Here is a 13,216-nt window from a genome sequence, read left to right as displayed (position 1 = left end):
CCAGACCATTTGGGTCCGCTGGACGGTTGAAGTAGGCGATGTAAAGCTTTTGGATGTCTGCTGCTGTGTTGGCCATTTAGAACTCTCGACAAAATTTACAAAGAAAAATGTTGCTAAAATAATAATTCAACATTACCGATCAAAGTATTATAGAAAGTTAAATTTTTATTAGGACAATATTGCGACGAAATGTAACAATTTTTTAAATTTTTGATTGATTCTGTATCAAATATGTCCAATTAGTTATTTTTTGCAATTAATTTTTCATTGCCTTTTCGATTGCACCTGACCTAGGGTAAGGCTTTATCATCCCTGATGTTACTCATGGGCAAATTACTTATGAGCAAATCCAGGAATACATGAAGAATATGAAACTGAAAATAGGTGAACTGGCAAAACGCACCGGATTGACAGTGCGCGCCCTGCACCATTATGACAAGATAGGCTTGCTCTGCCCTTCTGTAAGAGCTGACAACACTTACCGTTTATACGACGATAAAGACGTACTGCGCCTGTACCGTATACAGGCCTTGCGACGCCTGCAACTGTCGCTGGATGAAATCCGCACCATACTTGATGATGAAAGTGTCAGCATGGGCGATATCGTCAGGCAGCAAATCAGCCTGATGGAAAAACAGGCACGTGAAGCACTGGCCTTGCGCGATCACTTGCTCAACCTGTCCGCACGTCTGGACGATACACAGTTACCTGTCGTGGATGACTGGCTGACTGCGCTGGAGATGACTGTCCATAGCGAAAAATATTTCACATTAGCCGAGCTGGAGGCTTTGCGCCACCAGCGAAGATTTGTGGACACGGCAGACAAATCTGCACTCATCCATGCCTTGCGTGACTTGATGCAAAAACAAGTGTCGCCAGAAGATGCGCTGGCACAATCACTAAGTCAGCGCTGGTTGCAGCGTATGCAGGATGAGAGCGGCGGTGACGCTGCGATACTGATCAAGTTTTACCAGATGCAAAGTGAAGAAAAGGCTTTGCAATTATTCTCGGGGCTGAATCAGGCCACGCTGGATTACATGGTACGCGCCCTAGCCTGCGCCAGCCTGCCACTGTACACCGCGTATTGTCAGCCAGATGAAATAGAGATATTGCGCCAGCATGGTTTGGCAGATGCTGCCGCCTGGCCAGTCTTGATCGCTGCCTTACATAAGGAATGTACTGCAGGCAGCCATGTCAGCGATCCCAAAGTGCAGGAACTGGCAAACGCATGGCAAGCACTGTCACTCAAAAAAGCAGGCAATAATCCAGCATTGCAAAAGAAAATCCAGCAAGCCTTTGTCGAACAGCCAGCACTACGCATGGGCATAGATAATCACCTGTACGGCTATATACAATCAGCATTGAAAACCATGGCGGGATAAAATGCCTACTTTCACTTTTTATCAATCGCCAACATGAATCAAGCCAGTGCCAGTTATGCAGCCAGTATTTTGCTGGAGCGGCGACAAAACGGTACGCAGGGCAATGCCCTGCCTGAGCCACATCGCCCAGGTGACCTGGAGGCAGCATTTGCCATTCAATGTGCCGTCAGCAAACTGACGGATCAAGCCATCCTTGCCTGGAAATGCGGTATGCCCGCAGCAGACAAATGGGTAGTGGCACCAATCTATGCAAGTGATGTGCATGAAGCGAATGCAGAAAAAAATGTGCAGCCATGTGCGGTCTGGGCCAGGCATGGCCAGGTGAAGATAGAACCAGAGCTGGCTTTCATACTCGCCCATGATTTACCTGCCAGGACTGCGCCCTATACATCAGAAGAAGTCGATGCAGCAGTGGCAGAAACCAGGCTGGCACTGGAGTTAATCGACAGTCGCTATACGCATGCGGAACAACTGAATTTTTATGACCATTTTGCTGATGGCTTGTTTAATCAAGGTCTGCTGCTCGGCCCTGTAGTGGATACAAAAATAGCCTGCCAAACCAGGCAGCTCACCATCACGTTGTGTATCGCCGGTCAGGAAAGCGTTACATTGGATGGGCAGCATCCGGCTGGCCAGCCACGCCTGCCCTTGTACTGGCTGGCAGAATTCTTGCGCAGCCAGGGAATGGGCCTGCGGGCAGGCCAGGCCATCATTACCGGTTCATATGCAGGCAGCCCATCAGTGCCGGTTGAAACTGATATTGAAGTACAGTTTGGTGACATGGCTCAGTCAGGTTCAATACAGGTGCGTTTTGAAGGAAAATAAGCCAGCACCACGTGGTTTGCCTGAAGCAACAGGACATTTCCGCCCGCGCATCACCCTGCAAACCCTGCACAGAGGCGACGGCTTGCTGGGTATGAAACCCAGCGGTGATTTTGGGCCACGCGGTGGCAGTGTGACGGTGGTGGAAATCGACTGGCTGTATCACACCGACACTGGCTTGCGCTGGCAAACTGCAGCGCCCACAGCCTTGCTGAACCGCAGACCGCATTCCACTCAATTGCTGCATGATGAACACGGCATGGCACTGAGCCTGCTACGCGATCTGGGTGCGGAAGCAGACGCACTCGACAAGGTTTGGGATATAGGTCTGCAACCCCTGCCTGCTGCCAGCCTGCAATGGCGCAAAGATAGCATCGCAGAAAATTTTGGCCCACTCTGGAGTCTGGTACAAGAAGGATTTTTTGCCGACTTCTGGGCCGAGAAATTACCCGAGATGCAGGCACTGGGCTGGCAAGTCGTGGTGCGCCCCGGCTTTGCGCACGAGAGCGTGCCCGTCGATGCCTGGCATCTCATTATCGATGAAAGCACAGGCGCAATTACCGGCAAGCAGGTAGCGTCGCGCATGCGTGGCCGTAACGAGATCATCACGCCACTTGGTCTGCCTGCGCGTGAAGGCTCATGGATGTTGAGCCTGGGAATAGAAATCGAAGGCGAGGTGCTGGACCTGGTGCCCATGCTGGCACACTTGCTGCAACGCGATGCCCGCTGGCTCAATGCCAGACAGATACGGCAGATTGATGACATGGCCATCATACAATTGCGCGCCCCTGGCGGTAAGCGTATTGATGCCATGGCAGCGCCGCTGAAAGCCATCGTCGTCCACATGCTGGATTTGCTGACCGAACGGACGCAGACAGAAGGACCTGTACAATTATCTGCCTGGGATAGCTACAGACTGGAAGCCCTGCGTGTCAGCCTGCTCGATAGCCAGCCTGAGCGTGCCGGTGAATTTGGTGGCTGGCAATTACAGGGAGATGTGGGCTTGCGCAGCCTGGCACAGCGTCTGAAGACGGTTGGCAGCCCGCGTGCAGTGCTTGCACCAGATGGTCTGGGAGTGACGCTGCGCCCTTATCAATTGCATGGCGTAGCATGGCTACAATACCTGTGCGAGCAACATCTGGCAGGCATACTGGCCGATGACATGGGCTTGGGGAAAACCGCGCAGGTACTCGCTCATTTGCTGATAGAGAAACAGGAAGACAGGCTGGACATCCCTGCCCTCATCGTCTTGCCGACTTCATTGATTTTTAACTGGCAGGCCGAAGCCAGACGCATGGCACCTGCCCTGCGTGTATTGACACTGCAAGGACCAGAACGGGCAGACTTGTTTGCCGATATCCGCCAGGCTGATGTGGTGCTGACGACCTACCCACTGTTATGGCGTGATCTTGAAGTGTTGAAGGCGCAAGAATTTCATTTGCTGATCCTCGACGAAGCGCAAACTGTCAAGAATGCCGCCAGCCGCAGTGCCGATGCAGTGCGCCAGATACACGCCAGGCACAGGCTGTGCATGACAGGCACCCCGCTGGAAAATAATCTGGGTGAGTTATGGGCACAGTTTGATTTTTTGATGCCAGGTTTTTTAGGTGACATGCGCAGTTTTTCAAGACTGTGGCGCAAACCCATAGAGGTCAATGGCGAGACCCTGCGCGCGCAATTGCTGGCGCAAAGAGTCCGCCCTTTCATCCTGCGGCGACGCAAGGATGAAGTAGCGACAGAATTGCCGCCCCGCACAGAAGTCATCAAGCGCCTGCGACTGCAAGGCAAGCAACGCGAATTGTATGAAAGCGTGCGCGTTGCCGCCGATGAACAAGTGCGCCGTATCTTGCAACGCAAGGGTTTTGACGGTGCGCAGATCACCATACTTGATGCACTGCTGAAGTTGCGCCAGGTATGCTGTGACCCGGCTTTGCTGAAGGGCCAGAACCTGCCACCGGAGATGGAAAGAGCCAAGCTGGAAATGCTCAGCGATATGCTGCCAGCGCTGGTGGCTGAAGGTCGCCGCGTACTGGTGTTTTCGCAATTTACTGAAATGCTGGAGCTGATCGCTACAGCGCTGACTGAACTGGACCTGGCTTACCTGATGTTGACCGGTAAAACCGCAACGGCCAGCCGTGGTGCTGTGGTAGCCCAGTTCCAGGACAAGCAAGTCCCCATCATGCTGATCAGCCTGAAAGCAGGTGGCGTGGGCTTGAACCTGACAGCGGCAGACACCATCATCCATATGGACCCATGGTGGAACCCGGCGGTGGAAGAGCAGGCCAATGCCCGCGCCCACCGCATAGGCCAGGAACAAGCCGTCTTCATCTACAAATTATTGATAGAAGGCAGCATAGAAGAGCGCATCCTGGGCTTGCAAGCACGCAAGGCTGCGCTGGCCGAGGGCGTGCTGGGCAGTGATACTGCTTTTGCCAGTAAATTCAGCGCTGAAGACTTGCAGGCCCTGCTGGCACCACTGAGTGCAACCGTAACCTGAAGCCCGTGCGTATCGATACCACAGGTTTAAGAATGAGCACGAGATTTTTCCCTCAGTCTCTTTTATGTCAATTTTACATAATTTGCCTTTTTGTACATTGACAAAAAAACACATATAGCACATCTTATTAGTAAGTGTGTTTCATGTGTGTTACGTTTATGAAATAATTCTATTTAGTAATATTTATTACTGTACAAGAATAGACTCTGCTGCAAATTCAGCCCATCTCAACTGATCCCAGGCTGATGACAGCATACACATAACACCAGGCTTCATCTTCGTCACCGATGTTGAAACGGCAGGTTCTTTATGATGACTACCACACGCAATCGCTATATCAGTATCGTCACGGTACTGTATCTGCTATTTGCACTGGCGTGGATACTATTGTCTGACAGTCTGTTAGCCAGCTTCAGCAATATTGAGGCTATCACCTGGCTGTCAACAGTCAAGGGCGTGTTCTTTGTGATCGTCACAACGGCATTGTTTTTTCTGGCTTTGCGGGCTGTACCGCAATTGCCCGTCCGTAGGCAAGAAGATTTGGGCAGCACATTACTCGAGGTGTTTCACCCACAATACAAAATACGCTGGCTCATTTATTTTTTGGCGATTGCCCTGCCCGTGTCGGTACTGATATTGCGCCTGGCGATAGCCCCCAGCTTTGAAAACCGTCCAATGCTGATCATGTTTGTTTTACCCATCACCCTGAGTGCCATGCTGGGCGGTCTCGGGCCAGGTCTGCTATCAACGGTGATCGCCAGTCTGGGTCTGGCTTATTTCATCATCCCACCACAAAACAGTTTTGCGATCAAAACAACTCAGGATGTATTGCAACTGGGGTTTCTGATCGTCAACGGCATTGCTGTCAGCATACTCAGTGAGGCCCTGCGGGAATCCCTGTTAAAGGTGCAAAACAACCGCAATTTGCTCGACGCCATCATACGTGGCACTTCAGATGCCATTTTCGTCAAGGATTTGAAGGGGCGCTATGTGCTGGCTAATGAATCTGCTGCCAAATTTGCAGGCAAATCGACGCAAGAAATCATAGGCCATGATGACTACGCACTATTCCCGCAAAAATCGGCGCAACTGATTACGGAAGTGGACAAGGGTGTCATTGCCAGCGGTGAAATACAATCACATGACGAATATATAAATACCTTTGATGGCAAGTCCATGGTGTTCATGGTAACCAAGGGTCCCATGCTGGACAAGGCTGGCAAGGTACAAGGCTTGTTTGGTATCGCCCGTGATATCACCGAACGCAAGGAGGCTGAAGCTGCGCTGAAGGAAAGCGAAGCTGCCATGAAAGTGGCGCAACGCCTGGCCGCAGTCGGCAGCTGGGACTGGGACATCCGCACTGACGTGCATACCTGGTCGGAAGAAGTGTATATCATCTATGGCCGCAACACATCCATGCCACCAGCCGTTTATCCTGAAGTACAGCAGTACTTTACGCCAGAGAGCTGGGCCAGGCTGGCAAGCGCAGTTGAACAGGCAATTAAGACATTTGCCTCCTACACCTGTGATGCTGAGGTCATCAGGCCTGATGGCAGTCACCGCTGGATTATCGCCCGCGGCGAAGCCGTGCAGGATGCAGAAGGCAATTTGATCAGGCTGCATGGCAGTGTGCAAGACATCACCGAGCGCAAAGTCGCTGCCATGCAACTGCAAGCCAGCGAAGAGCGGTTGCAAATGGCAATAGCCGCGACCAGTGAGGCTTTGTGGGATTGGGATGTCCCTACAGGTAAAGTCTATCGCTCTCAGCGCTATTATGACATGACGGGTTATGCAGAAAGCGAAGACACCCAGGACCTGGAATTTATCAGGCGCCAGGTGTATCCCGACGATGTCGCGCTGGTCTTGCAGCACATCAAAAACTATAGAACTGCTCATTGTGGTGATGTTGATTTTGAATACCGGTTGTTGACCAAGCAAGGTGAAGTCAAGTGGGTACATACACGTGGCCGTGTTGTCAGCCGCGATGCCAACGGTAATGCCCTGCGTGTGGTGGGCACCCTGGCCGACATCAATGAGAAAAAAATCATCGCAGCCGAGTTGCTTGAGAGAGAACAAAGGCTGGAGCGTGTGATGATGGGTTCAGACCTGGGCTATTGGGATTGGGATCTGGTCACCAATACTTTCAAGGTCAGCGCCCGCTGGGAAACCATGCTGGGTTATGAGCCAGGTGAAATGGATGTCAGCCCTGAGCATTGGCCAGATCACGTCCATCCGGATGATATGAAAGCGGCACAAACTTCACTCGACAGACATATCAAGGGACAAACCGCCAGTCATGACATGGAGTTGCGCTTGCGCAGCAAATCAGGCGAATGGCGCTGGATACTGACCAGAGGTGCCATCGTGGCATGGGATGAAAATGGCAAACCCCTCATCATGTCAGGCACACACACCGATATCACGGGGCAAAAAATCCTGGAAATGACACAGCGTGAAGCAGCAACCGTATTCTCCAGCAGTTTTGAAGGCATCATGGTGGTTGATCCACGTGGTTGCATCACCAAGATCAATCCAGCCTTCACCCGCATTACGGGATATACCGAGAAAGAAGCCTACGGTAAACCGACCAAGATACTGGCATCCGGCCGCCACAATGCCAGTTTTTATGCCGAGATGTGGAAAGCAGTGAAAGAAGATGATTTCTGGCGCGGTGAAATCTGGAACAAACGCAAGAATGGCGAAATCTTTCCTGAACTGTTATCCATCTCGGCAGTACGGGATGCCTCTGGCGAAATCCAGCATTATGTTGGTATCTTCACCGACATCAGCGAACTCAAGACCCATGAAGCAGAACTCGACCGCATGGCCCACTATGACCCGCTGACAGGTGCGCCAAATCGTCGCCTGCTGGCAGATCGTTTGAGTCAGGCAGTCAACCGTGCCAATCGCACCAACAAGTCCCTGGCGGTGTGCTTTCTTGATCTGGATGGTTTCAAGGAGATCAATGACAAATATGGCCACACTACCGGTGATCGTTTATTGATGGGCGTCACAGAGAACCTCAAGCATGTCTTGCGCGCCGACGATACTCTGGCGCGTTTAGGTGGCGATGAATTTGCCGTTCTGCTGTCTGACATCTCGTCCGCAGAAGAAAGCGCCATGATACTGGACCGTGTTCTGATCGGTGTCAGCAAACCCATACAGATAGATTTAAAATCGATCAGTATCTCGGCCAGCATCGGTGTCAGCCTGTACCCTGATGACAATGTCGATGCCGACACTTTACTACGGCATGCCGACCATGCCATGTATCTGGCCAAGGAAGCTGGCAAGAACCGCTACCACCTGTTTGACCCTGAAAACGACCGTAAGGCGCAACAGCGCAGGCAAATACTGGAAAGACTGGAAATTGCACTCGATCAGGATGAATTCGTTTTGTATTACCAGCCCAAGGTCGATTTGATCAGCGGTGAAATCGTCGGTGCTGAAGCCCTGATACGCTGGCAACATCCGAATCGCGGCATACTCTCTCCCGCTGAATTCTTGCCCCATATTTATGGCAGTAAACTAGAGAAGCCTCTGGGCGAATGGGTCATCAAGGCTGCGATACAGCAAGCCTATCACTGGCAATTGCGCGGCATCGCCATACGCGTTAGTGCGAATATCAGTGCGCATCATTTGCTGGCACCGGAATTTTGCGATTACCTGCAAGCAGCCTTACGCGTTCATCCTTACTTCCAGGCCAGTAATTTTGAACTCGAAGTGCTGGAAACTGCCGCCATCGCCGATATGGAACAAGCCGTCGCAATACTCAACCGCTGCCGTCAGTTGGGGGTACACTTTTCACTCGATGATTTTGGTACCGGTTATTCATCACTGACTTACCTGCGCAAGCTGCCGGTCGACACCTTGAAGATAGACCAGAGCTTTGTCCGCGATATGCTGACTGATGTGGAGGATATGGACATCGTCGAAGGCGTGATACGCCTGGCAGGTGCCTTTGACCGACAAGTGATAGCAGAAGGGGTGGAGACCATGGCACATGGTGCCAAGTTGCTGGAACTGGGCTGCCGACTGGCACAGGGCTATGGTATCGCCCGCCCCATGCCGGCAGATCAGTTTATTGACTGGTCAGTACGCTGGAAAACAGAAGCACGCTGGCGCGACCTGCGTACCAAGCCAGCGCTGCAGGTTTTGCAATAGCGCTGGACTTATCTTGAGCCAGGATTATTTTTTACGGAATACCAAATCCCACACGCCATGACCAAGGCGCAAGCCACGGTTTTCAAATTTTGTCACAGGGCGATAATCTGGGCGTGGCGCATAAGCTTCAGCAGTATTTTCCAGTGCAGGTTCGGCACTCAATACTTCCAGCATTTGCACGGCGTATTCTTCCCAGTCTGTTGCACAATGCAGATACCCGCCAGGTGCCAGACGCGAGGCCAGCAAGGCTACCAGCGGCCCCTGTATCAGGCGACGCTTGTTATGACGTGCCTTGTGCCATGGATCGGGAAAAAACACGTGTATGCCATGCAGGGACGCTGGCGCGATCATGTTTGTCAGCACTTCAAAGGCATCATGCTGGATGATGCGCTGGTTTTGCAAACCCATTTCATCCGTCAGCTTGAGCAAGCTACCCACACCAGGGGTATGCACTTCGACCCCAATGAAGTTTTTCTCCGGCATGCTGGCAGAAATCTTGGCACTGGTCTCGCCCATGCCAAAGCCAATTTCAAACACTGTGGGCGCCTGGCGGCCAAATGCCGCATCGACATCCAGCGGCGATTTTTGATAAGGGATGCAAAAGCGCGGGCTCAGGTTTTCTATCGCCCTGGCTTGCGCATCAGACAAGCGCCCGGCGCGGGTGACAAAGCTACGGATGCGGCGCTCAGTAGGATCATAAAACAGCGGCTTCACACCGTCAGCAGGTTTGGAATCAGACATACAGGAATTCAGGAAAGAAGGGGGAGTTACATGCAAGACAACAAATCCAGACCAGGGTTGCGGCAATCATCAAAGCTTTGCGGCTAACGCGAAGAAGCTTGAATGCACCTGTTTGAAATCATTTATTTGACAAAAACAGTATTTTAACAGATAGCAGTTGAAGTAAGAGATTTCACCAAAGACATAATAATTTTTGCATTCTTATTTTTTGTCAGGTCAGCAACGTCTTCGTCATACTTCAAGCAATACAAAAGCAAGGACACAAGCAGGCCAACACGCACGATTGTGTCCAATACCCAGATCACGTCAGTCAATGATTTTACACCCTCCCTCATCGGCAATAAACATATGAACGACTCTATCCAAAATCAGTTTACGCTGTTGGTCCGAAATCTTCCAAAAGCAACTCCACCGCTTGATTGAACTTGCGGATACCCAACAAGGTGTCCTGATCTCAAAATCGATCATTGTTGAACCATGTTTATCTGTGTATAGCAGGGCCTCGCCTTTATACAATATAGTGATATGGTACCAGCCATGCTCGTCTCTACTCGGGGGATATTCTTTTTGCTCTCTTATCTGCCGTCGAAAGTAATACCATTCTGGATCCAACATGCAAAATGGAAAAATAATCATTGTTCAAGCTCCCATGGGAACCGCCATTGACGAATGGCGTTTATATTTGGATTTGGAAAGTCGGGATTTCGATTTCTTAAAATAGGCTGTTCAACACGCCACCAGGTACGCTCACCATGCGGGCCTGTCCGCTTAGCACCAAAAGTAAACGCATTTACATTTCCCTTTGCTTCCTGAGCAAACCTCGCTGAAGCAACATCAAACACTTTAGCTGCATCTTTTGCCGCCATTTCTGACCTTATCAAGTCTTCCGCAGAGACATTCACCCCTTTATTAGGCTTCACTGGAAATAATTGAAGATCATCAAGATATCTGCCACCAGATGTTTGTTCAAGAGTAGTTTTTCCAGTCATGCGGCCGAACCGCTGAGCGTGATTCATATTACCACCTGACCAAAAAACGGCACCATTCGGTTTGCTACTAAAATCCAATGTACTTTTTGCCAGATAGTTTAACTCATCAGATGATGGGATGCTAGCGTCAGCTAATGCTGGCCTACCTAGCCCTGCGTCGTTCAACATTTGTCGTTCCATCGCACCATATTTCCAGTCCCGGGCAGCCGTCGATGCAATACGAAGCTGGTTATTCACCTCATTGCCGAGTGTCAGTGCCTTGGTGGAAATCGCAGGGCTTAAAAACTCACCAATGTGCCCACCCCATCTGCTCAAGTCACTATCATAAGGCAGCAATTCACCATCATATTTCTTGCCAAACTCAAAGGCCTGACCAAGGCGGTTGCTTTGAGGGCCGCCCAAGAATTGATCGTATAAGCCTGCGCCAATGTATCCCCATCCATTCACCGCTGACGCCAACAGTTTAGGAGTACCATTGACCGCGCCTCTTCCAACTCCGTTAATAAACTGCCCGCTGGCATTCACAGCATTTCTCATTTCATTACGGTAACCGATGGGAGGCTCATCACTTACTGCTAGTATTTCCGTCCCACCATTTGCAAAACCAGATCCAGGGTCACTGGTAGGCATAACTTCCGGGTGCCAACGCTTTGAGGGAGTGGACGCAGAATCAGTAGATGAATACAGCCCCAGTCTTCTTGCATTTTCCATTGTTGGTCTGCGATCCGCGGCTCTCATGGCGTCCAAATAATTGCGATCCGCCAATCTCTCTTCTTGAGTGCCAGTGATATGGGCCCAGCTTGTCAGTGGGTCATCTCTGACAGCCATACGTTTTCTCTCATTGAAAACGTCATTTTGCTTCCAATAGTCATTGACCTGATCCCGGCTCACTTGAGCCTGACGCAATCGACCAATATCAGGGCTGGTAATCACCCTGTTCACAGACAATTGATGTGGGCTACTCATGCCATTCAGATTGGCATATTGAATCAATTCATTCGCGCCTGGCGTGTAGCCATACTCTCTCTTGAACAATGCAGTCATCGTGTCACCAGCCTTACTCACATAACGCCTGTCAAAATCACCATCCCGATAGCCTGTTTTTTCTGCACGCAGAAAATCCGATTTCGCCAGTTCACCCGGATCAGATATCACACTATTGGACTCCGGGGGAGTCGGCTGAAATTCTCTGAAGCGGGCCATGTCTTGCCCGTAACCGAAATCAATATCGGCATTACGAGCAAATGGTGGCGGCTCGGATCTTAATTCAAGATCATCACTGCCGATACCCCACGGGGAATAACTTTCATTAGCCCTTTCACCTGATGTATCAATGAGATATGGAAGTCCATCATCTCCAAAAATTCTTTGGAAATATGCCATTGTTTGTTTCCTTTTAAAATTTATTTTTCTATACATATCCTTGCTTGGACGTATGTATAGCTATCAGCAGAACGCAATTTTTTGGACAAAAAAAGAGGCTGTCCCAAAATGGAACAGCCTCTTTCTTGTCATACTTTCCAGGTAATTTTTTCAGCAGGGCCGTTTTATAATCGCAACCAGGTCATTAAACAAACCACTGACAAAAAGACCAGGCTGCTTCAATTTTCGCACCCAAGCCCTTCGGCTATGCCACAGGGGATTTCGCTATGTAATGATCTCCCGTAATACGTCGGCGATACAAATGCCATGCGCCGTTCTGGTTAATTTCAATTTAACCGATCAATCAAACCTCTTATTTCATCACCGAACGGTCTCCCGTTTTCATTTACATACACCAGTAAATTCTCCAGAGCAGTCTCGAATCTCCGTGGCAATTGCGCCGACATATAATCAAGTTGAATGACTGCAGTCACTGCGATGTCCTTGGATGGGGACAGCAGCAAAGCCATCAAAATCGCCAGGCCTTCCCTGTGCTCCAGACAACCAATGGCTTCAGCACAGCGCTCCTGCCAGTAAAGCGGCTTGGCCAGTGTTATGGCAAACAAGACCTCCCAATCATATTTAGAAAATGGCGTTAAGGCTTCTGAGGCGATTTCAAGACTGTATTCTTGCCATGAAGAGGTTTCAGTCCCTATCAGTTTTTCAAATAAATCTACTTTATTTCCATCCATTTTTTTTCCTTAAAATCACCATTACGGATAAATAGGCGACCACACTGAACAAATAAAGCTAGCCTACATCAACACCGTTCATCAGAAGTTCTTCTGCAATTTATTTTAAACGATCAATCAAACCCCTTACCACATCATCGAGCGGTATCTCATTTTCATTTACATAGACCAGCAAATTCCTTAGGGCAACTTCAAATCTCCGCGGCAATTGCGCCGACATGTAATCAAGTTGAATGACTGCAGTCACTGCTATGTCCTTGGATGGGGACAGCAGCAAAGCCATCAAAATTGCCAGACCTTCCCTGTGCTCCAGACAACCAATGGCTTCAGCACAGCGTTCCTGCCAGTAAAGCGGCTTGGTCAATGTTATGGCAAACAAGACCTCCCAATCATATTTAGAAAATGGCGTTAAGGCCTCTGACGCAATCCCCATGCTGTATTCCTGCCATGAAAAGGTTTCTGCTCCTATCAGTTTTTCAAATAAATCTACTCTATTTTCATCCATTT

At 50.1% G+C, this 13,216-nt stretch carries 8 protein-coding genes; 4 read left to right on the top strand and 4 right to left on the bottom strand.

From position 1 onward, the window contains the following. Positions 1-359 precede the first annotated feature (359 nt). The 4 genes from AC3WQT_RS24635 to AC3WQT_RS24620 all read left to right on the top strand — a co-directional run bounded on the left by AC3WQT_RS24635 (position 360) and on the right by AC3WQT_RS24620 (position 8,865). Positions 360-1,382, top strand: coding sequence for a MerR family transcriptional regulator (locus tag AC3WQT_RS24635; protein ID WP_492708000.1), 1,023 nt, complete (start codon positions 360-362; stop codon positions 1,380-1,382). A gap of 33 nt (positions 1,383-1,415) precedes the next feature. Then, positions 1,416-2,207: a fumarylacetoacetate hydrolase family protein gene (locus AC3WQT_RS24630; protein ID WP_492707998.1), complete on the top strand. Its 792-nt coding sequence runs from the start codon at positions 1,416-1,418 to the stop codon at positions 2,205-2,207. Then, positions 2,194-4,701: a DEAD/DEAH box helicase gene (locus AC3WQT_RS24625; protein WP_492707996.1), complete on the top strand. Its 2,508-nt coding sequence runs from the start codon at positions 2,194-2,196 to the stop codon at positions 4,699-4,701. The genes AC3WQT_RS24630 and AC3WQT_RS24625 overlap by 14 nt, the downstream gene beginning before the upstream one ends. A 309-nt stretch (positions 4,702-5,010) precedes the next feature. Next, a complete protein-coding gene (locus AC3WQT_RS24620) occupies positions 5,011-8,865 on the top strand; it encodes an EAL domain-containing protein (protein ID WP_492707994.1) in 3,855 nt (1,284 codons plus the stop codon). A 24-nt stretch (positions 8,866-8,889) separates the two neighbouring features. On the opposite strand, the gene trmB is transcribed toward AC3WQT_RS24620, so the two are convergent. The 4 genes from trmB to AC3WQT_RS24600 all read right to left on the bottom strand — a co-directional run bounded on the left by trmB (position 8,890) and on the right by AC3WQT_RS24600 (position 13,214). After that, the gene (gene trmB / locus AC3WQT_RS24615; protein ID WP_492707992.1) at positions 8,890-9,606 is read right to left on the bottom strand and encodes a tRNA (guanosine(46)-N7)-methyltransferase TrmB; all 717 of its coding nucleotides are present in this window, start codon (positions 9,604-9,606) and stop codon (positions 8,890-8,892) included. A gap of 632 nt (positions 9,607-10,238) precedes the next feature. Continuing rightward, on the bottom strand, positions 10,239-11,978 hold the full coding sequence (locus tag AC3WQT_RS24610) for a hypothetical protein (RefSeq protein WP_492707991.1): 1,740 nt from the start codon (positions 11,976-11,978) through the stop codon (positions 10,239-10,241). A gap of 326 nt (positions 11,979-12,304) precedes the next feature. After that, positions 12,305-12,709, bottom strand: coding sequence for a hypothetical protein (locus AC3WQT_RS24605; protein WP_492707989.1), 405 nt, complete (start codon positions 12,707-12,709; stop codon positions 12,305-12,307). Between the two features lie 100 nt (positions 12,710-12,809). Beyond that, the gene (locus AC3WQT_RS24600; RefSeq protein WP_492707987.1) at positions 12,810-13,214 is read right to left on the bottom strand and encodes a hypothetical protein; all 405 of its coding nucleotides are present in this window, start codon (positions 13,212-13,214) and stop codon (positions 12,810-12,812) included. Between the last annotated feature and the right edge of the window lie 2 nt (positions 13,215-13,216).

Source organism: Undibacterium sp. FW305-107, assembly GCF_058788535.1.
This window is presented reverse-complemented; position numbering and strand designations above follow the sequence as displayed.

Excerpts from the sequence above, each read along its gene's own strand:
- AC3WQT_RS24635 (WP_492708000.1), top strand. The coding sequence starts at position 360 with ATGAAGAATATGAAACTGAAAATAGGTGAACTGGCAAAACGCACCGGA.
- AC3WQT_RS24630 (WP_492707998.1), top strand. The coding sequence starts at position 1,416 with ATGAATCAAGCCAGTGCCAGTTATGCAGCCAGTATTTTGCTGGAGCGG.
- AC3WQT_RS24620 (WP_492707994.1), top strand. The coding sequence starts at position 5,011 with ATGATGACTACCACACGCAATCGCTATATCAGTATCGTCACGGTACTG.
- trmB (WP_492707992.1), bottom strand. The coding sequence starts at position 9,606 with ATGTCTGATTCCAAACCTGCTGACGGTGTGAAGCCGCTGTTTTATGAT.
- AC3WQT_RS24610 (WP_492707991.1), bottom strand. The coding sequence starts at position 11,978 with ATGGCATATTTCCAAAGAATTTTTGGAGATGATGGACTTCCATATCTC.
- AC3WQT_RS24605 (WP_492707989.1), bottom strand. The coding sequence starts at position 12,709 with ATGGATGGAAATAAAGTAGATTTATTTGAAAAACTGATAGGGACTGAA.
- AC3WQT_RS24600 (WP_492707987.1), bottom strand. The coding sequence starts at position 13,214 with ATGGATGAAAATAGAGTAGATTTATTTGAAAAACTGATAGGAGCAGAA.